Below are 21,597 nucleotides of genomic sequence, written 5' to 3'. Positions count from 1 at the left end.
CTACTCCGTCAGTTCTCGTACGCCGATTCGCCGTGCGAGGTGATGTCCAGGCCCTCGCGTTCGGACTCCTCGCTCACGCGCAGGCCCACCGTGTACTTCACGATGAGGAAGGAGATCAGCGCGACCACGCCCGATACCACCACCGTCACCAGCACGCCCTGCAGCTGGATCCACACCTGAGAGGCGATGCTGTATTCCGGTAGCGCAGTCTCGGTGACGTAATCCCAGATGCCCGCGCCGCCGAGCGACGGCGAGGCGAACACGCCGGTAAGCAGCGCGCCGAGGATGCCGCCGACGCCGTGCACGCCGAACACGTCGAGCGCGTCGTCCGCGCCGAGCAGGCGCTTGAGGCCGTTGACGCCCCACAGGCAGACCGCGCCGGCGAGCGCGCCGATGATGATTGCGCCGCACAGGCCCACGAAGCCGGCCGCCGGCGTGATCGCCACCAGTCCCGCGACCGCGCCCGAGGCCGCACCGAGCATCGACGGCTTGCCCTTGCTGAGCCATTCCACCGCCGTCCATCCCAGCACCGCCGCCGCCGTGGCGAGGAAGGTGTTGACGAAGGCCTGCGCGGCCACGGCATTGGCTTCCAGCGCGGAGCCGGCGTTGAAGCCGAACCAGCCGACCCACAGGATCGACGCGCCGACCATCGTCTGCGTCAGGTTGTGCGGCTTGATCGCTTCACGGCCGTAGCCCACGCGCTTGCCGATCACGTACGAGCCGACCAGGCCCGCGATCGCCGCGTTGATGTGCACCACCGTGCCGCCGGCGAAATCCAGCGCGCCGCGCGCGAACAGAAAGCCCGACTGCGCGAGCACGCCCGGCACCGCATCGTTGCTGGTGAACGCATCCGGGCCGGGGAAGAACCACACCATGTGCGCCATCGGCGTGTAGGCGAAGGTGAACCACAGCACGGTGAACACCAGCACGCCGGCGAACTTCACGCGTTCGGCGAACGCACCGATGATCAGCGCGCAGGTGATGCATGCGAACGCGCCCTGGAACACGAAGAACACCAGTTCGGGAATGTAGACGCCCTTGGTGAACGTCGCGCCCATCGCGGTGGCGTCGAGCCCCTTCGCGAACACGCGATCGAATCCGCCGATGAAGGCATTGCCTGGCGTGAAGGCGAGCGAGTACCCGTACAGCGCCCACAGGATAGCGACGAGCGAGAACACGATCAGCGTCTGGATCAACACCGACAGCACGTTCTTGCTTCGCACCAGGCCGCCGTAGAACAGCGCGAGGCCGGGCAGCGTCATGAAAATCACCAGCGCGGCGCAGACCAGCAGCCACGCGATGTCGCCCTTGTTCGCGACGGGCGCGGCCGCAGCGGCAGCGTCCTGTGCGAAGGCGAGGGCGGGCGTGGCGAGTGCGAGCAGTGCGGTGATTGCGAGTGAGGTCTTGCGGAACATCGTGACAGCGCGTTCGCGTTCGGCATCGCCGAATGCGCCCATGCCGCCATCCCCGCGAAGGCGGGGATCCATCTGTGAATGCATCACGGTCGGGTTTCCTTCTTTCGTCGAGGTTGCGGCGATCGGGTCGCTGGAGTCCCGCCTTCGCGGGAACGACGGCTGCGAAGCGGATGCGGTTCGCGTGGCGAGATCGAGGGCGGTCGTCATGGCGTCACCTCACAACGCATCGTCGTCGAGCTCGCCGGTGCGGATGCGCACCGTGCGCTCGAGCGATTGCACGAAGATCTTTCCGTCGCCGACCTTGCCGGTTCGCGCGGCGTTGGCGAGCGCTTCCAGCGCGGCCTCCAGCGAGCTTTCCGCGACGGCGCATTCCACCTTGAGCTTGGGCAGGAAATCGACGACGTATTCGGCGCCGCGGTACAGCTCGGTGTGGCCCTTCTGCCGCCCGAAGCCTTTGACTTCGGTGACGGTGATGCCGGACACGCCGACTTCGGTGAGCGCTTCGCGCACCTCGTCGAGCTTGAACGGCCGGATGATCGCGGTGATCAGTTTCATCTCGCAGCTCCGTGGTGGATAGGCTTCAGTTGCGTCGAATCAGAACGTCTTGGTCAGCGTGAGCACCACCGTGTCCTCGCCCAGGAAGTTGCCGTGGACGTTGGTGTAGAGCGCTTCTTCCGCGTCGGTGTCGGTGTAGGCGAGCGCGATGGCGAAGCCGCCATCGAAGGACTTGGTGACGCCGAGCTTCCAGTCGACGTACTCGAAGTCCTCGTTGTTCTCGATCCACTGCTTGCCGGCGTGCGCGTTGAGCGTCCACGTCGGCACGAATTCCCAGTTCACCGCGGCATCGAGATAGCCGGAACCATCCGAATCGGCATAGCCGAACAGATCGGTGAGGGCGTAGGAGTATTTGGCCGCGAACATGCCGGCGCTGATGCCGAAATAGAGTTCGGCCGTGTCCGGGCTGTTGAAGCCGGAGGGATAGTCGCCGGGATACCAGTAGTACAGCGCGCCGACGTCGAAACCGACGGTGTCGTTGAACTTGCCGCGATAGCCGCCGTAGAAGTCGAGTTCGACGCTGTTGGAGATGTCGTTGTCGGGCACGGGCGTGTCCGACAGCCAGCTGACGTTGCTGCCCCAGCTGCCGACATAGAAGCCGCTGTCGTCGGCGTATTCGACGCCGGCCTGCAATGCGGGTTCCTGGTTGTTCTGCGAGATGCCGCGGAAAATGTAGTCGCTGGTCAGCGCGACCGAACCGGACACGCCGGCGATCGCGTCAGCGGGCAGGGCGAGCGAAAGCGCGCCGGCCAGCACGACGGTGGCGAACGTTGAAGCGTTCTTGCTTGCATGGATGCGAGACGACATGACGCAGGCTCCTCATAAGCGGTGGCCCCTCCCCGGTCATTGCGATTCGTGCTCTGCAACCTCGGGCGATTCGTCGGTGCCCGGGTTGTCGTTGGAACGCACTCGCCTTGCGGCGGGCACGTGCCCGTCGTTTTTTCACCTCGTCGGTTGTGGTGCGTGGTGGAGCGGAGTTACGGCCGTTGAACGGCCCGCGTCATGAAGACGCTGTTCGGATCATCCGTGTAGTCCGCGAACGGACCGCAGGATTCGAATCCGTAGCGCGCATACAGCGCGCGCGCCGGTTCGAAACCCTGCATCGAGCCTGTTTCCAGGCTCAGCTGCGTGTACGCGCGACGCTGCGCTTCGTCGAGGATGTGCTCCAGCATCGCGGCCGCGACCCCCTTGCGGCGGTGCCGCGATGCGGTGCGCATCGACTTGATCTCGCCATGCGCGGCATCGAGCTGTTTCAGCGCGCCGCAGCCCATCAGTTCATCGTCCTGCCACGCCGACCAGAACGTGATCTGCGGCTTGCGCAGCGCATCGAGGTCGAGCGCGTGGATGCTTTCCGGCGGAGACAGCTGCGCCATCGACTGCAGGTGTTCCTGCAGCAGCGAGGCGACAGCGGGATGGTCGAGACCGCCGGTGCGGATCTCCATCGCGAACCTCCGTGGGAGAGGGACTTCGAACTGCGTGCTGCGTACTGCGGAACGAACGCGGCCCGGAGCGTTCGCCCCGGGCCGTTTGCTGCGTCAGATCGTGTAGTACATCTGGTATTCGAGCGGATGCGTCGCCGCGCGGAAGCGCGTGACTTCCTGCATCTTCAGCGCGATGTAGCTGTCGATGAAGTCGTCGGTGAACACGCCACCGGCCTTGAGGAAGTCGCGATCCTTGTCGAGCGCTTCCAGCGCCTGATCAAGGCTGTGGCAGACGGTCGGGATGTTCTTCTCTTCTTCCGGCGGCAGGTCGTACAGGTCCTTGTCGCTCGGTGCACCCGGATCGATCTGGTTCTTGATGCCGTCGAGGCCGGCCATCATCAGCGCGGCGAAGGTCAGGTAGCCGGAGTTCATCGGATCCGGGAAGCGGATCTCGATGCGGCGCGCCTTCGGGTTGGCGACGTACGGAATGCGGCACGAGGCCGAACGGTTGCGCGCCGAGTAGGCGAGCATCACCGGGGCTTCGAAGCCCGGCACCAGGCGCTTGTAGCTGTTGGTGGTCGAGTTGGCGAACGCGTTGATCGCGCGGGCGTGCTTGAAGATGCCGCCGATGTACCACAGCGCGGTCTGAGACAGGCCGCCGTAGCCGTCGCCGGAGAACAGATTCACGCCGCCCTTGGCCAGCGACTGGTGCACGTGCATGCCGCTGCCGTTGTCGCCAACGATCGGCTTGGGCATGAAGGTGACGGTCTTGCCGTTGCGGTGCGCGACGTTCTTGATGACGTACTTCATCGTCATCAGTTCGTCGGCCTTCTTCACCAGCGAGTTGAACTTGGTGCCGATCTCACACTGGCCGGCGTTGGCGACTTCGTGGTGGTGCACTTCCACTTCCTGGCCGACCAGTTCCAGCGTCTTGCACATCTCGGCGCGCAGGTCGTGCAGCGAATCCAGCGGCGCGACGGGGAAGTAGCCGCCCTTCACCATCGGACGGTAGCCGGTGTTGCCGCCGTCGTATTCACGGCCCGAGTTCCAGTGGGCTTCTTCCGAATCCACGTGGAAGAAGGTGTGGCCCATGTCGTTGGCGAAGCGGACCGAGTCGAAGATGAAGAATTCCGGCTCCGGACCGAAGAAGGCCTGGTCGGCGATGCCGCTGGCCTTGAGGAAGGCTTCGGCGCGCTTGGCCACGCCGCGCGGGTCGCGCGTGTAGGCCTGCATGGTCGCCGGGTCGAGGATGTCGCAGGTCAGCACCAGGGTCGGGTCGGCGGTGAACGGGTCCAGGAACGCCGTGCTCGCGTCGGGCAGCAGCACCATGTCGGACTCGTTGATGCCCTTCCAGCCGGAGATCGACGAGCCGTCGAACATCTTGCCGTCCTCGAACAGGCTCGGCTCGATGATCGACTTGGGGAAGGTCACGTGGTGCTGCACGCCGCGCATGTCGACGAAGCGCAGGTCGATGAACTCGACCTTGTGGTCCTTGATGAGCTTTTCGATGTGGTCGATCGACATGGGTGGTGCTCCGGGATTCGTGATTCAGGATTCGGGATTGGAAAAAGCCGGCCGCAGGGCGGTGACGGGATACTCAAAGCACAGGCCGTGCCAACTTTTTCACACGCGTAACGCTTTGATTGGATTGAATCTGGCGGCAGGGCAGCTCGTGAATTGCACCAGAACGGTGCGGTCCGCGTGACGATTGCGTCAACGTGGTGCGTCCACCCCCGTCCGGTATGCTGCCCCGCTTCGAGCCGACATGCCATGACGCCCGTGGCGGTTGCGCATCACGAATCCCGACTCACGAATCCGGCTTTCCAAGACATGACCGAACTGCTCGCCGCCCTGCTCCTCGGCATCATCGAAGGCATCACCGAGTTCCTCCCGATCTCCAGCACCGGCCACCTGCTCATCGCCGAACGCTGGCTCGGCCACCGCAGCGATCTGTTCAACATCTCCATCCAGGCCGGCGCGATCCTCGCGGTGGTGCTGATCTACCGCCAGCGCCTGTGGGACCTGGCGATGGGCTTCCTGGGCAAGCGCGCGATGGCCGAGCACAGCCCGGCCGGCATGCCGATGGATGCGGCCGAAGCGCGCGATTACGCCTTCAAGCTCGCCGCGGCCTTCGGCATCACGGCGGTGCTGGGCGTGATCGTGAAGAAGCTCGGCTTCGAACTGCCGGATGAAGTCACGCCGATCGCGTGGGCGCTGGTGATCGGCGGCGTTTGGATGATCGCGGCGGAGCATTTCGCAGCCAAGCGTGCGGCGGTCCTAGGCGAGCGCGCGAAGATCACCTGGACGGTGGCGATCCTGGTCGGCATCGCGCAGGTGGTGGCGGGCGTGTTCCCGGGCACGTCGCGTTCGGGTGCGACGATCTTCGTGGCGCTGCTGGCCGGCACCACCTCGCGTGCGGCGGCGACGGAATTCGCGTTCCTGGTCGGCATCCCGACGATGTTCGCCGCCACCGGCTACGAACTGATCGACGTGATCCACAGCGGCGAGGCGGCGAACGAGGACTGGGCGGCGCTGGCCGTGGCGTTCGTGGCGTCGGCGATCACCGCCTTCATCTCGGTCAAGTGGCTGCTGCGCTACATCCAGAGCCATCGTTTCACCGCGTTCGCGATCTATCGCTTCATCCTCGGCGCGGCGCTGCTGTTCCTCGTGCCGACGGGCAGCTGACGGTTTTCCCTGAACGGGGCATGTTTTCGGCGCGAGACGATTTCACCCCGTTGTAAGCGCCGGTCCGTTTCCATGGGTCGCCTTTTCAGGAGCGGCCCCATGAAACGACTCACCCTGTTGACCCTGACCGTCGCGCTGGCGGCCTGCGCGCGCGCGCCGCAGGAACCGCCGGCCTCGCCCGCCGCCACGCCCACGGCCTCCACGCCCGCCGCGCCTGCGGCACCGGCCGCGGCGATCGACACCGCCGTCCTCGGCGGCCATCACTGGCGGCTCGACAACGCGGTCGATGCGAAAGGCAAGCGCATCGATGCGCTCTTCGTGCGCGCCGACAAACCGGTGACGGTGGATTTCGCCGACGGCCGCATCGCCGTATCGAACACCTGCAACCGCATGATGGGCAGCTACACGCTCGATGGCGCGAAGCTCACCATCGGCGACATGGCGTCCACGATGATGGCCTGCGTCGACGACAAGCTGATGGCGCTGGATCGCGCGGTCGGCGAGCGCCTGCGCGGCGCGCAGACGGCGTCGATCCAGAGCGGCGCAACGCCGATGCTGACGCTCACCGGCGCGGGCGGCGAGGTGCTCACCTTCCGCGGCGAGCCGACGGCGCAGACGCGTTTCGGCGGGCCGGGCGAGACGGTGTTCCTGGAAGTCGCCGCGCAGCCCAAGCCGTGCAATCACCCGCTCATTCCCGACAAGCAGTGTTTGCAGGTGCGCGAAGTGCACTTCGACGAAAAGGGCCTGCGCACCGGCACGCCGGGCGAGTGGCAGCCGCTGTACCAGGACATCGAAGGTTTCGAGCATGTCGCCGGCACGCGCAACGTCGTGCGCGTGAAGCGCTATGCGATCCAGAATCCGCCGGCCGATGCGCCATCGACGGCGTACGTGCTGGACATGGTGGTCGAGAGCGACACGAGGCCCTGAGGCCGGGCGCTCAGCCCGGGTGCGCCCAGCTCACCCGGGCTGCAACAGCATCGTCTCCGGCGTTCAGCCCTTGACCGACGGGTTGAGCGAATACGTCCCGTAGATCGCGACCTCATCGAGCACGTGCCCGTGCATCGCGCGCTGCACGTCCTTCGCGGTGAAGCGCTCGGGCAATTGCAGGCGTTCGACGCCGAGTGCGTAGAGGCGGAAGAAATAACGGTGCAGGCGCAGGTCGTTCGGCGGCGGGAACGGGCCGTCATAGCCGTGCCAGTCCCCGGAGAGCGACGGATCGCCCGCGAACCAGCCGGTGTAGTCGTTCAGGCCCTGGCGTGCGCCGGGCGGGCCGGCGGGGTCCTGCTTGCCGTGGGCGACGACACCGTCGCTGCAGCTCCCGGCCGCGATTTCGCGCACGCTGGCGGGGATGTCGACGACGACCCAATGCGTGAAGTCAGCGCGCGGCTGATCGGCGGGAATCTGCACGCCTTCCTTGCCGACCATCTCGGCGACCGTCGGTACGTCCGGATCGATGCACAGCAGTGCGAACGACTTCGTGCCGGCGGGCACGTCGTCCCACGCCAGGTGCGGATTGCGGTTCGGCGCGAAGCCGAAGCCGTCGGCGGTGGCCTGCCCGGCGGCGAACTCGGCCGGGAGGCGCTCGCGATGCTGGAAGCTGTTGCTGCGGATCTGCATGGGCGTTCCTCTGCGTTACTCGGCTGGATAACCCAGGCGCTGCGCGATCGGCGTGAGCAGGTCGAATTCCTCGCCCAGCGCGTCGCGGAACTGGCGCCAGTGTCCCGACTTGAAACGCGCAGGGCCCAGCGATTCCGGCGGCGCCACCGCGACGCGGATCTGCAGCGCGTCGGCGATCGCCTGTGCCAGGCCCGTGGCGTCGTCGGCGATGTCGTCGAGCTTGATCAGGCGGTGCGGGAACAGGTCCTGCTCGTGCAGCTCGGCGACCTGAGAGAGCGTTTGTGCCAGCCAGCGCGCGCCGGCCTCGGGCGAGGTCAACGCGAACGGCACGGGCGATCCGAAGGCCAGCCAGTCCAGGAGCATGTCGCGCGGATCGCGCAGGGCGATCATCGCCACCGCCTCCGGCAGGTGCGGGCGCAGGCCGAGCAGCAGCGCGTTGTCCCACCACAGCAGCCAGTCGAAGACGTTGCCGTCGCGGATGCCGCGCGAGGGGAGCGCCGCGCGCCAGAGTTCGACCATGTAGGCCGGGTCGAGCGAGCCATCGAGCAGGCTCTGCACCGTCGTGTAGCGCTGCAACGGGTCGTTCGGCGGTTGCCCACCGAAGCGGTCGGCGCGCAGCGGCGCACCGGCCTGCTCGAACGTAATGGCCAGCCTCTCCACGAGCGAACCGGGCGCGCCCCACAGCAGCAGCACCGCGGCCGCCGGATCGGGCAGCGGCGCCAGGTCCGGAAGACGCGGCGTGGCCTTGCTGATCTCTGGCAGCGGCAGGCGCTGTTCGCTGACTTCGGCGTGCAGTTCGGCCCAGGTCGCGGCGGCCGCGTCGGGCTGGCCGGCCACGTCGAGGCAGCGGCCGAGCAGCTGGCGCAGCGTGCGCTTCACGTTCGGGTCCGGCGCCTGCGCGATCAGGTTCGCCACGCGATCGACGGCGGCGTCGGGGTCGCGCGTGAGCAGGCCGTCGATCAGGCGCAGTTCTGCCTGGGTGTGGCCGGGCTGCAGTTCGGTGATGCGGCGGGCGACATCCATCGCCGCGTCGGTTTCGCCGGCCTGGTCGTGCAGCGTGCCCTGCGCTTCCAGTGCGGGAACGAAATCCGGCATCGCCGTGCGCCAGCGTTCGACCACGGCACGCGCGCCGTCGCTGGCGAATTCCTCAAACAGCAGGCGTGCGCGCCACAGGTCCGCGTTCTCGACGTGGTCTTCCAGCGTGGCGTCGAGCGTCGTGCGGGCTTCGTCGAGCAGGCCCTGGCGACGCCAGGCTTCCAGCAGCGGCAACAGGTTGCGGCGATCCAGCGGCTGCGCGGCGAAGGCCTGGCGCAGCCGGGGCAGGGCGCGCTCGTTGCGGCCGGCTTCCAGCTCCAGCTCGCCGACCAGGCGATGCATCGGCGCGGTCGCGTTGTCACCGTCCAGCAGCGGCGCCAGTTCGTCGGCCGCCTCGCCCGGACGACCCTGGCGGCGCAGCAGGTCGGCGACCAGCAGGCGCAGCGGACGCGAGGACGGATCCTGCTCCAGCTGGGTGCGGAAGGCCTGTTCGGCGAAGGCGAAATGGCCCTTGGCGAGGTAGGCGAAGCCCAGCGCGTGACGCAGCTGCGGATCGTTCGGCGCGCGTTCGGCGGCGGCGCTGATCAGCGACAAGGCGCGGTCGACGTCGCCGCGGCGCATGGCGACGCCGCCTTCCAGCGCGGCCACGTGCGGGTGGTCGGGTGCGATGCGCGATGCGGTGCGCGACAGGCGGGCAGCCTCATCCAGGTCGCCGCGCGACAGCGCGAGGTGGCCCTGGATGATGTAGGCGGGAAACTGGTTCGGATCCAGTCCGGTCGCGCGCGCCAGCGCGGCCTGGGCCTCGTCCAGCTGGCGCTCGTGAAGCAGCAGGCCGGCGCGCTCGAGGTGCAGATCGGAATCTTCCGGCGCCAGCGCGATGGCCTGGTCGATCGCGGAGAGGGCGGCCTCGCGGTCGCCGCCCAGGCGCAGCGCGGCGGCGAGCAGCCGGTGCGAGGTGGCGTCCTGCGGCTGCGCGGCGACGGCCTCGCGCGCGGCGGCCAGCGCTTCGGGGGCGGCGCCGCGGCGCAGGGCATCGATGATGGGTTCGTGCATGACTACTCGGACGCTCGGGCGAAAGCGTCGATTGTAGCCGCATGCCCCGGCCCTTCCGGGCGCTCGGGATTTCCGGCAAAACCCCGCCGGACTGCCGCCTCAGCGGACGAACGGACCCCGCGCGCGCATCGGCGCGGGCATCGGCGACGGACCGTAGTAACCGGGGCCATAGACGGCGCCGGGGCCGAACACCGGGCCATCGCTGCGGCCGACGTTGATGTCGATGTTGACGTGGTTCGTGTCGCCGTCGTCGGTGGTGTAGGTCTTGTCGAGGTTGAGGTTCACCGCCTGCCAGTTGCTGGTGCCGGTGTTCTTCGAATAACCGATGCCCGCCTCGACCGCGCCATGCACCTGCCAGTCGTTCTTCGTGGACGCTTCCGCCTCGGCCGGCGTGATCGGCCGCCACGCACCCGGCGGATCGTTGCCGTAGTTCACGTCGGGATCGGTGCTGGCGAAATGGATGCGTTCGGCCGGCACGCTCAGGTCGAGCGCGGGCGACTCGGCTTCGTCCTGCGCCATCGCGGAGGCGCTGGCGAACATCGCGAAGAGGACGACGGCGGCGCGGAAGGCATCGCGTTTCATGTCACAACCCCTGTGGAAGCGGCAAACGATCGTCGGCCGACAGCGCGACGCTAGCAACGCCGGCTTGAACGCGGGCTGTCGGCGACCGGGCATTTTCTTGTCACGAACGACACGCGGTGACGCATGCGACAAATCGCGCCCCTCACTGCGGGCGCGGCAGCCGCTCGCTGATGCGCCCGGCGATCCAGCGCTCGGCGAAGCCGTCCAGCTTCGCGCTCTGCAGGAAGCCGCAATGGCCGCCCCACGGCGAGATTTCCAGCTCCGTGTCGGGCGGCAGCTGCAGCTTGTGGAAGCCGTCGACGGGAATCACCGGGTCGTCGGCGGCCATCAGGATGCTCGCCGGCACCTGCAGCCCGGCCAGGCGATCGCCGGCGATGGAGTACCCGTCGAAATAGCGCTCGAGCGTGCCGAATTCGGTGTGGCGTTCGACCATCCACTGCGTGAGCGGGCGCATGCGAAGGCCCAGCACCTGGTCGTCGAACGCGTGCGTCTGCGGGAACAGCGCGCGCTTGCGCGCGAGCGAGCCGCGCCACTTGCGCTCGAAATACCACAGGTACACCGGCAGGCCCTGTTCCATCGAATCCATCGTGCGCGCCGGGTCGAGCACCGGGCACACCGCCGCGACGTGCACCAGCGGCACGCCCGCGGTGGGCGCTCGCAACGCCAGGCGCAGCGCGAAGTTGCCGCCGAGCGAATAACCGGCGACGGCGAGCGGGCGATCGGGATACAGCCGCGCGACTTCCGCCGCCGCGCGCACGACCTCGTCGATGCGGTTGGAGTGGAACAGGCCTTCGTTGAGGTGGTGCGTGTTGCCGTGGTCGCGGAAGTTGAGGCGGAACACCTCGAAGCCTTCGCGCAGCAGTTCGGCCGCGGTCAGGCGCATGTAGCTGGAATCGACGCTGCCTTCCCAGCCGTGCAGCAGCATCACCAGCCCGCGCGAGGGCGTGCCGGGCAGCGCGGTGTGCACGCCCTGCAGGCGCGCGTCCTCGCCTGCCTCGATGGTGTGGACCGTGCTGACCGCATTCAGCTGCGCGAGGCTGCGTTCGCCATGGCGGCGACGCAGCGGACTGGAGCCGAGCACCGATTGCACGTGCGCATTGCGCAGCCAGCGAGGCGGGCGGTAGTCGGACGCATTCAGCATGCCGGGGACCATGGCGCGGTTTTCGGTTGCTCGCACGGAAGCCTTACTCCTGCAAACGTGAAGTTCAGCTCTTCATGGCCTCGATGATCCGCGTGCGCGCGGTTTCGGCGATGCGGCGACGGCCTTCGGTCTGCGCGGGCAGGATCGGTTCGAGGAAATGCACTTCCGCCAGCCGCGGCGGCTCGCCCAGCAGGCGCAGGAAATTCGCCAGGAAACTCTCGCCGGGCTGGAACGCCACCACGTGCTGCGCGTCGCCGTGTTCGCCGTAGCGCAGCGCGACCGGCTGCACCGGCACGCCGGCTTCCACAGCCGCTAGGAAGATGCGGGCGTGGAACGGGCCGATCTCGCGACCGCCGCGCGTGCCGCCTTCGGGGAACACGCCGATCGAGCGGCCCTCGCGCAGGCGACCGAGCATTTCGTGCAGCACGCCGCCGAGCGATTCGGTGCTGCCGCGGGCGTGGAAGATGGTTTCGCCGCGTGAGGCGAGCCAGCCGACGACCGGCCAGCTGGCGATCTCGCGCTTGGCGACGAAGCCCATCATGCGCTGGCTGTGCAGCGTCTCGATGTCGATCCAGCTCACATGGTTGGCGACGAACATCGCCGCGCCCGGCAGCGGCTGGCCGATGCGGCGCAGGCGGAAGCCGAAGATCCACATCAGCCCCGCGGACCATGCGCGGATGGCCCGATGTTCCAGCGACTCGTCGCCGATGCGCACGTTCTCCAGGAACGGCACGGCGGTGAGCAGCGTCAGCGGCAGGTCGACGAACACGTGCCACAGCAGCAGCGGCACGCGGACGAGATAACGGAGCGCGCGCGCGGCGGGCGCCGTGGTCGGCGCCGTCGCGCCGGCGTGGGGGGACGGCGCATTCATTGAACGCACGATACCGAAGCCGCGGTGTCGCCACCAGCGTCATGGGCGGGATGCGGCGTTGGTTCCAGACAGGTTCCGCAATGCGCGGGCGCCGGGCCCGCCGGCACGCGCGACTGCGCGCGCGGACTCAGGGGCGCGCGATCACCGCGAGCGTGATGCGCGAGACGCACACCAGGCGATGGCGTTCGTCCTCGATGCGGATCTCCCACACCTGCGTGCGGCCACCCACGTGCAGCGGACGCGCGGTGCCGGTGACGGTGCCCTCGCGCACGCCGCGCAGGTGATTGGCGTTGATCTCGATGCCGACGCAGGCTTCGTCCTCGCCGACGCAGAGCATGCCGGCGCTGCTGCCAAGCGTTTCGGCCAGCAGCACCGACGCACCGCCGTGCAGCAGGCCGTACGGCTGCCGGGTGCGTTCGTCGACAGGCATGGTGGCGCGGATGAAATCGTGTCCGACCTCGGTGAACACGATGCCCAGCGGCTCCATCGCGGTGTTGCGCGAGAGCGCGTTTAGGGTGGCCAGGTCGGGCGGGGTGCGGAAGGGGGAGCGTTGCGTGTCCATCGCGACACCTTAGCCGAGCGGCGGGCAAAACGGCTGCCGGGGAAGTCCAGACAAAAAGGGGCCCGGAGTCAGTGCGTCGTCACGGAGAGAGTCCGACGCACCGGCTGCGGGCCAGGGGGAACGAGGATGTAGGTCTGGTCTGCGCGCTGGGCGGGTCCTGCATGGGTACGGTCACGGGGGGAGCGGGGCGGCTCAGGGGTGGAGCTTTGGGACACCGCGATCGCTCATGCGCAGCGGAAGCGCGGCTGCATCCAGTCCTGGGCGTAGCGGCGGGTGGTGGCGTAGCCGCTGCTGTTGCCGTAGCCCACACCGAAGTCGCGTTCGCGATGGATGTGGCGCACCGGCAGCGGGACGACATTCGCGCTCGGGGCGTTGGGGCGGGTCGGGATGGCAAAGAAGGCGTTCATGGCGGTGTCCTGGCGTTCGGTACTGCGTGGTGCTGCGGGGTGCCTGGATCAGGCAAAGCGGAAGCGCGGCGGCGCCCACTCGGTCGTGTAGCGGCGGTTGCTGGCGTAGCCACTGCTGGAGCCGTAGCCGACGCCGAAATCGCGTTCGCGGTGGTTGCGCGACGGGGCGTTCATCAGGGCCAGCGGGGAGACCGGAGCGGACTTGGCGGACGGGGCGAAAGTGTTGAGGGCGTTCATGGCGGGATCCTTCGTGGGGGTGGGTTAGTGCGTCGGTGTGTTGGTAAAGTACAACACCATATCCATTCCGCCATGGGCCAGAAGTCACCCCACCGAAGACCTACCTGGCTGGGGCACCGCCGTAGCGGGAACTCGCTGATATAGATGGACATTTCGGCGCTTCCGTTGCCATGACTGATGGCAGGGGTGGCATGGCGGCACGCGCGAATGCGCCTCCGGCTCTCGAACCGGGACGAGAGGGAGGGTGAGGACCGTCACATTCAGGAAGCTGTCTGGAGGCCGCCGGATGGGGGTCGAGGCGGCCACTGCGCGAAAACCGACCTGATCCGGTGCGGTCACGCGCTCTTGCGGGGTGAGGCGGCCAGACCGCCTCAGAGAATCGGCGCGAGCCCCGCCCCGAATGCGGTGAAGATCCGCGTGGTGATCGACTTCATGCCCGCCGCCACTTCCGGGAAATCACCCACTGGCTGATAGCAGGCGCGGAAATCCGGATCGCTCGGCAGCAGCGGCTGCGGGCACTGCTCGCTGGCGACGAACTCGTAGCTGGTCGCATAGCGCATCGGCCACAGGTCCAGGATCGGCATCGCCTCGAACATCTTGCCGATGGAGTAGTTGAGTCCCGAAAACACCGGCGGCTTGTCGCGTCGCGCGATCACCCACGAGTTGGCCGGCGCGATGTCGCGCCAGATGCTGGCGCGCAGCGCCTGGGCGAAATCGCGATCCTCGATCACCACCGCGCTTTCGGTGTTGTAGTGATCGCCGCGCGGATCGAAGTTGTGCGTTCCGACCACGCCGATGCGCCCGTCGATCACCATCGACTTCGCATGCAGTCCGATGCGTACGCCGGCGCGCTTGAGCGGCACGGGCTGGTTGGCGCGGCGGGTGCTGTAGCGCAGTGCGCTGTATTCGCGCGACAGCGCGCGCTGGTACTGCGCGCGCTCGACGGTGCTGCGCCGGTCGTAGCGATCGCGCAGTTCGCGGTGCGCCTGGCCCAGATCGACCGGCGCGGCCTGCGCATCGTCGCGCTCCGTGGATGCCGCATTGCCGCCGCTCTCGCCGGTGAGCGCGCGGCTGGGCGAGATCGAGCCGGTGCCTGCGTCGGCGTCGTCGCCGGCATCGGCATCGGTGTTCGCCTCGTCGGGCAGCAGGTCGGGCAGCGTCGCGCCGGTCGTGGCGATGTCGATCGGTGCGTCCAGCGGGAAGGGCTTGTACTCGAAGATGTTGAAGCCCAGCTCGCGCAGGTAGCGGCGCTTGTACTTGTACGAGAGCGCGTAGGCGATGAACGCGTCGGTCGCGGCCAGGCTGTTGGTGGAGATGACGATCTTCGGACGCTCGTCGTACGGGCGCGCGTGCAACTGGCGGAACATGTCCTGCGCGGCGTCGGACAGCACGAGGTACGGCGTCTGCAGCACCACTTCCTGCTGCGCCGATTCGATCAGCCCGCGCAGCGAACCGGACGCCACGGCCTGTTGTTCGGCGTTGATGGCGCGGTGCTTTTCCGGCGTGTCGGAGATGTAGCGCACTTCGCCGACGCGCATCGCGCGCGAGACGAGGCGCTCTTCGATCAGTGCACTGTCGGCGGCGTCGCGTCGCATGGCCTCCGCACGCTCGGGACGCTCGAAATGCGACGGGGGCAGCGCGGGCACGCCATCTGCGAGCAGGCGGCCGCCGACATCGTTCAGCCGTTCCACCGGCACGCTGCGGCGATCGTTCCAGAACAGCGCGAAGTCATCGCGCATCACGTGCGCGACGGGCCCTGCGACGAGCAGGTCGCGGTCACGGAAGTTGTACTCGTCGTCCCAGTCGTAATAGTCGTCCTGGTAATTGCGCCCGCCGGTGATGCCGACCGCGCCGTCCACCAGCAGCAGCTTGGTGTGCATGCGCTGATTGAGCGTGCGCCAGCAGCACGCGGCGGCGAGCGCGTATTGCGGATAGGTGATCTGCGCGCGACCGAGCACGGGGCTGTACAGCTTCAGCTCGAAATTGACGTGCGCGCCGGCCAGCGCGGCGAGCGTGTCCACATGCTTGAGCGCGGACAGCTGATCGATCAGCACGCGCACGCGCACGCCGCGACGCGCAGCGGCGAGCAGTTCGTCGAGCACCAGCCGGCCGGCGTCATCCTCGTCGAAGATGTAGGTCTGCAGGTCGATGGCGGTGGTCGCGCTGCGGATCAGGTTCACCCGCGCGAGCAATGCGTCGGGGCCGCGGTCGAGGATCAACGCGTAATGCGCCGGGGCGTCGGGCGTGGACTGCGCGAACGCGCGTCCGGCGAGCGCACGCAGCGGCGACCGCTGGGCACAGGCGTCCGGCTGCGTGCAGTCGACCTGCGTCGAACGTGCCTGCACCACGCGTTCGGTGGCCGCGTCGCGCTGGGCGTTGGACAGCGATGCGCACGCGCCGAGCGCGAGCGACAGCACGACCACGCAAAGTCGCACGACCGGCTTCACTGTGCGGTCTCGACCAGGCGGACGCGCAGCATGAAGCGCACGCGGTCGGCCAGCGCGAACTGCCAGCCGTCCAGGCCGTAGTCCTCGCGGCTGATGCTGCCGGTGGCGAGCACGTCGCAATCGCGGCCGGGCCGCTCGCAGTCGGCCTGGGAAAGCATGAAGGTTTCCATGCGCGTCACGCCGTGCATCGACAAGCGGCCGCGCATGCGCCCGCCGGTGCGGACGAGCGTGTCCGGATGCGGCTCGGAAACGAACTCGATGTAGGGATAGTGCTGTGCATCGAAGAAATTCGGCCCGCGCGCGAGCGCGGTGTAGCGATCGGAGCCGGAGACGACCACGCCGCCGGTGCGCAACACGATGCGCACGCGATGGCGGCCGTCGGCCAGGGTGGAGACTTCACCTTCGTACTGCGGGAACTGCCCCGACACGCGTTGGCCCCAGCGGGTGCGCAGCTCGAAGCCGAAGCGGGTGTGGTGCGGATCGAAGGTGCGGGAAGACGTGGTGGGGACGGGCTCGGGAAGCGCGACCGTTTCCTGCGCCCATGCCGGCCAGATGGCCAGCAGGCACGGCAGCAGGAAGCGGGCGAGGCGCGGTCGGCGTTCCCTCACGGCCACCAGAAGGCGCTGAGCTGCGCCACGCCGGGCTCCAGCCCGGCGTCGGCGGGCACCGACAGCACCGCGATGCCGCCCGGCGGCATCCCGCGGTAATCGCCCGACTGCCCGCTGTGCAGCAGCGCCGCCAGGCGCTCCAGCCCCGGGTTGTGGCCGACCAGCATCAGCCGTTCGGCTTCGCGGTGGGTGTCGGCCAGCGAGATCAGCGTGCCGGGCGTGGCTTCGTAGATCGACGGCTCGATGCGCTGGTCGACGTAGCCGATGGCGGCGAGCACCGCTTCCAGCGTTTCGCGCGTGCGGCGCGAGGGCGAGCAGAGGATGCAGTCGGGGACCAGCTTGTTTTCTGCCAGCCAGCGACCCGCGGCTTCGGCCTCGGCGAGGCCTTCGGCCGAAAGCGGGCGGTCCAGGTCGGCCTGTCCGGTGGCGGCGGGCTCCGCGTGGGCGTGGCGTAGCAGGATCAGTTCACGCATGCGCGGGCGACTCCGGTTTGGCGAGGGCGGGCAGGATCATGGGCGCCATTATCACGTAACGACGTGATGGCTCAGGCTTTCCTCAGCCATTTGAGCAAAGGCTGCCAATCGTCCTGGTGGTCGCGCACCTGGGCGGAGTGGTAGTCGAACAGGCTCTTCCCCAGCCCGGTCAGCACCACGTAGGCCTGGCTGTCGCGCAGTTGCGCCACCACGGGATACGGCCAGGCGGCGAGCAGCTCCAGCGCCTGCTGGGACGCGTTCGTCCACGGCTTGAGCTTGTTGCCGACCAGCCCGACGCGCAGCTGGCCCTTGCGCACGCGCGGGTGCCTGGCGAGCGAATCGAGGAACGGCACCGTCGCCTCGATGTCCAGCGCCGAGGGCTGGACCGGCACGACGACGGCGTCGGCTTCCTCGAGGAAGGCGTCGAGGTCGTCGGCCATCGCGCCGGCGGCGGCGTCGATCACCAGCCGCTGCGTGTCGTCGGGCAATTGCTTGCGCCATGCCTTCCGGCGGGTGCCGTCGAGCGGGAGCACGGCGCTCTCCAGCCCGGCCCGGCGCTGCGCCCAGCGGGTGGAGGATTCCTGCGGATCGGCATCGACCAGCGCGGTGCGCAGGCCGTCGAGCGCCGACTGTGCGGCGAGGTGCGTGGCAATCGTGGTCTTCCCCACGCCGCCCTTGGAACTGGCCACCAGCACGGTCTTCATGCGGACTCCCTCTGGATGGAAGCCGCAGCGTACACGGGGCGGCGCGACGGAACCATGCGCCGGACGGCGATCAGCCGGGTGGCCTGACCGGCTGTCCGAGAATGCGGTCACGTTGCTGCGGATCCTTGGGCAACCAGTCCGGCGGCATCCGTCGGCCATTTGCCCGCAACCATTCCTCCACCGCGAGGTAATCCCCGCGTTCGAACAGGGCGCGCTGGAGTTCTGGTCCCGGCGTCGGCGGCGACCCCATCACCGTCCACAGCGTGACGCGGTACCGCTCTGCCCATGCCGGCCGCGCCGTACCGTCGGCAAGTTCAGTCATCAACCCCGTCGCGATCATTCGCGGGAATGCGCTGTTGCCGTCGGCCATGCGCGTGAGGACGCTGCGGCAGGTGGCAATGCGCCCGGGCGGCTGCGGCATCCGGCAGGCATCGTGCAGCCGGGCAAAAGGCGGCATGTCGATCCACGATTGCCCGGCGGCCAGCATCAGGCGCACTTCGCGGTCGTCCAGGCGCGGGCCCGGTCCGAATCCGGCGCGGGCGCGAAGGTACGCGTCCACTTCACGGGATCGGGCCGGAAGCGGCAACGTCGCCATCTGCGCCTCGAGCATGCGTTCGGCTACACCGAAGTGCGTGTCATAAGTGGAGGCCTGCGCGGCGCGACGCAGGTATCTGTCGAACGCCGCTTCGTCGCCACGCCCGGTCCGGTCGCCCGCGAGCAGCCAGACGGCGGCATTGTCCGGTTCCAGCCGCTGCAACCTTTCGATCGCGCCACCTGCGTCGCAGGCGGTCGCCTCGGCCGGGCATCGCGTGGCCTCCAGCCATGCGATCTCGACGTCGTCCGGTGCCATCTCCGCGGCCAGCGCGAGTGCCGCGTCGACCTGCCGCTGCACGGCGTCGGTGTTCCCGTTGCCCAGCGCCGGTGCGAACAGGGCCGTGGTCAGCACGCCGTGGGCCGTTGACTGCATCGAAGGCGAAGCGAGCCATTCCGCCATCGCGGCGCGAAGTGCGGCCTCCCAGCGTTGTCCTTCCTTGGAAGAAACCAGGGTCGCGTCCGATGCGCCTCCCGGGCCGGGAGGTCGCGATCGTCCAGAGACCGCTGCGACGGTGGACACAGGCGCAGCGGTTTCCCGCGTGGGCGCGCCGGCAGATGCAGACGAGGCGCCCGGGTGGTCGCACGCCGTCGTCGCACAAACGATCAGGATCCAAAGGAAGCCGGCACGCATCAGAACCCCCCGTTCGCCCACAGCGGCAATGTCAGCAACGAAAGAAGCAAGCCGTACCCCACCATGGCCGCCGCCAGCCGCGGCGCCAGCCCGTGGGCGATGGCGAGCGCGCCGGCCGTGACCATCGAGGGCATCGCGGCTTCGAGCACGGTGACGCGGGCCATCGATCCGTGCAGGTTCAGCACGGGCACCAGCAGCAACGCGAGCGCGGGCATCACCGCGAGCTTCAGCACCAGCCCGGCGGCCAGCGGCTTGAGTTCGTCGCGCGGCAGGGCGAAACGCACCGACAGGCCGATGGTCAGCATCGCCAGCGGCAGCAGGGCGTCGGACAGTCGCTGCAGTCCGCCGTCGATCCACGCCGGCGGATCGGCCGGCATCACCGTGAAACCGGCCAGCAGCGCCCACAGCGGCGGGAACTTCGCCACGCGCAGCGCCATCTCGCGCGCGGAAGGCGCGTGTTCGCCACCGTAGCGCGCCAGCGCCCACAGGCCGAACGTCGACAGGATCAGGAACGTACCGAACTGGTCGTAGACCACCGCGTACGGCAGCGCGTCATCGCCGACGAGCGCGCGCGTCAGCGGATAACCAAGGAAGCTGGTGTTGCCGAGCGCGACGGTCAGCAGCAGCACGGCGGTTTCGTCGCGCCGGAACTTCAGCCAGCGCGACAGCGCGCCGACCAGCACGACCGTCGCGCCGAGCAGCAGCCACGGCACGGCGATCACGCCCAGCAGTGCGGCTTCAAGATGCAGTCGCGGCACGTAACGCAGCACCGCCGCCGGCAGGCAGACGTACAGTACGACCAGGTTCAACGTGCGTGCCGCGTCACCGGGCAGCACGCGCAGTCGCTGGAAGAGATAGCCCAGCGCCAGCATCGCCAGCACGAGGGCGAAGGCGTCGAAGGCCATGCGTGATCCCGTGTTCGAACCGCCATGGTGGCCACTGCACGGCGCCGGCTCAAGCTCGACCATTGGGTATGATCGCCGCTCCGACACGGACGCCGCCGAGCACGATGACCGACCTGCAGGACCTCACCGCGCTCATCCGCGCCAACACCCCGCTCATCGTCATCGAAACGCGCGACGAAGGCCGCGTCGTCGAACTCTTCCGCCAGGCGCTGATGCACGTGTGGCGCGCGCTGCATCGGTGGTCGATCACCGAAGGCCTGCGCCGCATCGACCTGGACCGCGAGGATCCGGCGGAAATCGCACCCGATGCGTCCAACACGCTGCAGGCGATCCGCAACGCCGAACAGCGCGGCATCTACCTGCTGCTCGATTTCCATCCCTACCTCGGCTACGCCGGCACGCAGCGGCAGCTGCGCGAGATCCTGCAGCGCCGCGACTGCGAACCGCACGTGCTGGTGCTGGTCGGCCACAAGGTCGAATTGCCGGCCGAACTCGAATCGCTCGCCGTGCGTTACACGCCGCGCCTGCCGGACGCGAATGCGCTGCTCAAGCTGGTACGCGAGGAAGCGGAGAACTACGCGAAGGAGCACGGCGGTCGTCGCGTCGAAGCCGACAGCGAGGCGGTGCAGCAGATCGTGCGCAACCTGCGAGGGCTCGATCCGATCGACGCGCGTCGCATCGCCCGCCAGCTGATCTTCAACGACGGTGCGCTCGGCCCGGGCGACCTGCCGGAGCTGGCCAAGCTCAAGTTCGAACTGCTCAACCGCAGTGGGCATCTTCATTACGAGTACGACACCGCGCGCATGGACGACGTCGCCGGCGCGTCGCGCTTCAAGCGCTGGGTGCAGCAGCGGCGCGACGTGTTCGTCAGTGGCGAGGCGCCGGTGGGCCTCGACCCACCGAAGGGCGTGTTGTTGCTGGGCGTGCAGGGTTGCGGCAAGTCCATGCTCGCCAAGGCGGTCGCCGCCGGCTTCGGCGTGCCGCTGGTGCGGCTGGATTTCGGCACGCTGTACGACAAGTTCCATGGCGAGACCGAGAAGAACCTGCGTGACGCGCTTTCGTCGGCAGAACAGCTTGAACCGTGCGTGCTGTGGATCGACGAGATCGAGAAGGGCCTGGCGAGCGATGGCGGCGACAGTGATGGCGGCGTGTCGCGTCGCGTGCTCGGCTACCTGCTGACGTGGATGGCCGAACGCAAGTCGCGCGTGTTCCTGGTCGCCACCGCGAACCAGATCGACGCGCTGCCGCCGGAGCTGCTGCGCAAGGGCCGGTTCGACGAGATCTTCTTCGTCGACCTGCCCGGTGCTGCCACGCGCGAAGCGCTGTTCGCGTTGCACCTGCGTCGTCGCCAGCTCGATCCGGCGACGTTCGACCTCGCCGGTCTTTCAGCCGCGAGCGACGGCTTCTCCGGCGCCGAAATCGAGCAGGCCATCGTCGCCGCGCTGTACGCCGCGCATGCAGCAAAGGCGCCGCTCAACGATTTCATGCTGCGCGCCGAGCTGAAGCAGACGCGCCCGCTCTCGGTGCTGATGGCCGAACGCGTGCAGGGCCTGCGCGAATGGGCGCAGGGGCGCACGGTCCCGGCGGACTGACGCGATCGCCGCAAGCGTGACCTCCGGGCCACGCGCGCGGCACGCACTGGCAGGAACATGCG

Annotated in this window: 22 protein-coding genes; 3 read left to right on the top strand and 19 right to left on the bottom strand. The window is 68.4% G+C overall.

Going from position 1 to position 21,597, the window contains the following annotated elements; genetic code table 11:
* Positions 1-8: 8 nt before the first annotated feature.
* The 5 genes from DX912_RS12345 to glnA all read right to left on the bottom strand — a co-directional run bounded on the left by DX912_RS12345 (position 9) and on the right by glnA (position 4,915).
* Positions 9-1,487 carry an ammonium transporter gene (locus tag DX912_RS12345; protein ID WP_181902817.1) on the bottom strand — a complete coding sequence of 493 codons (1,479 nt, stop codon included), beginning with the start codon at positions 1,485-1,487 and terminating at the stop codon, positions 9-11.
* A gap of 144 nt (positions 1,488-1,631) precedes the next feature.
* Entirely contained in the window at positions 1,632-1,970 is a 339-nt protein-coding gene (locus tag DX912_RS12340; protein WP_115842812.1) for a P-II family nitrogen regulator, read from the bottom strand.
* A gap of 39 nt (positions 1,971-2,009) precedes the next feature.
* Entirely contained in the window at positions 2,010-2,777 is a 768-nt protein-coding gene (locus DX912_RS12335; protein WP_115842811.1) for a TorF family putative porin, read from the bottom strand.
* 170 nt (positions 2,778-2,947) lie between these two features.
* Entirely contained in the window at positions 2,948-3,412 is a 465-nt protein-coding gene (locus tag DX912_RS12330) for a GNAT family N-acetyltransferase (protein WP_115842810.1), read from the bottom strand.
* Positions 3,413-3,505: 93 nt separating this feature from the next.
* Positions 3,506-4,915 carry a type I glutamate--ammonia ligase gene (glnA, locus tag DX912_RS12325; protein ID WP_115842809.1) on the bottom strand — a complete coding sequence of 470 codons (1,410 nt, stop codon included), beginning with the start codon at positions 4,913-4,915 and terminating at the stop codon, positions 3,506-3,508.
* A 306-nt stretch (positions 4,916-5,221) separates the two neighbouring features.
* Between glnA and DX912_RS12320 the strand changes: the two genes are divergently transcribed.
* Both DX912_RS12320 and DX912_RS12315 read left to right on the top strand, forming a co-directional pair.
* The gene (locus tag DX912_RS12320; RefSeq protein WP_115842808.1) at positions 5,222-6,076 is read left to right on the top strand and encodes an undecaprenyl-diphosphate phosphatase; all 855 of its coding nucleotides are present in this window, start codon (positions 5,222-5,224) and stop codon (positions 6,074-6,076) included.
* Between the two features lie 99 nt (positions 6,077-6,175).
* Complete coding sequence (locus DX912_RS12315) at positions 6,176-7,003, top strand: META and DUF4377 domain-containing protein (protein ID WP_115842807.1); 828 nt, start codon at positions 6,176-6,178, stop codon at positions 7,001-7,003.
* Positions 7,004-7,066: 63 nt separating this feature from the next.
* Here the strand turns inward: DX912_RS12315 and DX912_RS12310 are convergent, their stop codons facing one another.
* The 14 genes from DX912_RS12310 to DX912_RS12245 all read right to left on the bottom strand — a co-directional run bounded on the left by DX912_RS12310 (position 7,067) and on the right by DX912_RS12245 (position 19,943).
* On the bottom strand, positions 7,067-7,693 hold the full coding sequence (locus DX912_RS12310; RefSeq protein WP_115842806.1) for a YbhB/YbcL family Raf kinase inhibitor-like protein: 627 nt from the start codon (positions 7,691-7,693) through the stop codon (positions 7,067-7,069).
* A gap of 15 nt (positions 7,694-7,708) precedes the next feature.
* A complete protein-coding gene (locus DX912_RS12305; protein WP_115842805.1) occupies positions 7,709-9,781 on the bottom strand; it encodes a tetratricopeptide repeat protein in 2,073 nt (690 codons plus the stop codon).
* A gap of 99 nt (positions 9,782-9,880) precedes the next feature.
* Positions 9,881-10,363, bottom strand: coding sequence for a hypothetical protein (locus DX912_RS12300; protein WP_115842804.1), 483 nt, complete (start codon positions 10,361-10,363; stop codon positions 9,881-9,883).
* Between the two features lie 142 nt (positions 10,364-10,505).
* On the bottom strand, positions 10,506-11,501 hold the full coding sequence (locus DX912_RS12295; RefSeq protein ID WP_181902821.1) for a YheT family hydrolase: 996 nt from the start codon (positions 11,499-11,501) through the stop codon (positions 10,506-10,508).
* A 67-nt stretch (positions 11,502-11,568) separates the two neighbouring features.
* The gene (locus DX912_RS12290; protein WP_115842803.1) at positions 11,569-12,375 is read right to left on the bottom strand and encodes a lysophospholipid acyltransferase family protein; all 807 of its coding nucleotides are present in this window, start codon (positions 12,373-12,375) and stop codon (positions 11,569-11,571) included.
* A gap of 127 nt (positions 12,376-12,502) precedes the next feature.
* Positions 12,503-12,937 carry a hotdog fold thioesterase gene (locus DX912_RS12285; protein ID WP_115842802.1) on the bottom strand — a complete coding sequence of 145 codons (435 nt, stop codon included), beginning with the start codon at positions 12,935-12,937 and terminating at the stop codon, positions 12,503-12,505.
* Between the two features lie 224 nt (positions 12,938-13,161).
* A complete protein-coding gene (locus tag DX912_RS12280; RefSeq protein WP_115842801.1) occupies positions 13,162-13,344 on the bottom strand; it encodes a hypothetical protein in 183 nt (60 codons plus the stop codon).
* A 48-nt stretch (positions 13,345-13,392) separates the two neighbouring features.
* Entirely contained in the window at positions 13,393-13,581 is a 189-nt protein-coding gene (locus DX912_RS12275; RefSeq protein ID WP_115842800.1) for a hypothetical protein, read from the bottom strand.
* Positions 13,582-13,952: 371 nt separating this feature from the next.
* Complete coding sequence (locus DX912_RS12270; protein WP_425477946.1) at positions 13,953-16,028, bottom strand: phospholipase D family protein; 2,076 nt, start codon at positions 16,026-16,028, stop codon at positions 13,953-13,955.
* Positions 16,025-16,636, bottom strand: a complete 612-nt coding sequence (locus DX912_RS12265) for a YceI family protein (RefSeq protein WP_181902816.1) — start codon at positions 16,634-16,636, stop codon at positions 16,025-16,027. The genes DX912_RS12270 and DX912_RS12265 overlap by 4 nt, the downstream gene beginning before the upstream one ends.
* Positions 16,633-17,109 (bottom strand): SixA phosphatase family protein, encoded by a 477-nt coding sequence (locus DX912_RS12260; RefSeq protein ID WP_115842798.1) that lies wholly within the window; start codon positions 17,107-17,109, stop codon positions 16,633-16,635. Before DX912_RS12260 ends, DX912_RS12265 begins: the two co-directional genes overlap by 4 nt.
* Positions 17,110-17,180: 71 nt before the next feature.
* A complete protein-coding gene (locus tag DX912_RS12255; protein WP_115842797.1) occupies positions 17,181-17,813 on the bottom strand; it encodes a ParA family protein in 633 nt (210 codons plus the stop codon).
* 70 nt (positions 17,814-17,883) lie between these two features.
* Positions 17,884-18,927 carry a hypothetical protein gene (locus DX912_RS12250; protein WP_181902815.1) on the bottom strand — a complete coding sequence of 348 codons (1,044 nt, stop codon included), beginning with the start codon at positions 18,925-18,927 and terminating at the stop codon, positions 17,884-17,886.
* A 110-nt stretch (positions 18,928-19,037) separates the two neighbouring features.
* Entirely contained in the window at positions 19,038-19,943 is a 906-nt protein-coding gene (locus DX912_RS12245) for an AEC family transporter (protein WP_115842795.1), read from the bottom strand.
* Positions 19,944-20,047: 104 nt separating this feature from the next.
* Here DX912_RS12245 and DX912_RS12240 point away from each other — a divergent pair, with 104 nt between their 5' ends.
* Positions 20,048-21,535, top strand: a complete 1,488-nt coding sequence (locus DX912_RS12240; protein ID WP_115842794.1) for an AAA family ATPase — start codon at positions 20,048-20,050, stop codon at positions 21,533-21,535.
* Positions 21,536-21,597 lie beyond the last annotated feature (62 nt).

The organism is Lysobacter soli (assembly GCF_003382285.1).
Classification (GTDB): Bacteria; Pseudomonadota; Gammaproteobacteria; order Xanthomonadales; family Xanthomonadaceae; genus Lysobacter_J; species Lysobacter_J soli.
The sequence above is the reverse complement of the archived record's forward strand: the minus strand, read 5'-3'. Positions and strand labels throughout refer to the sequence as shown.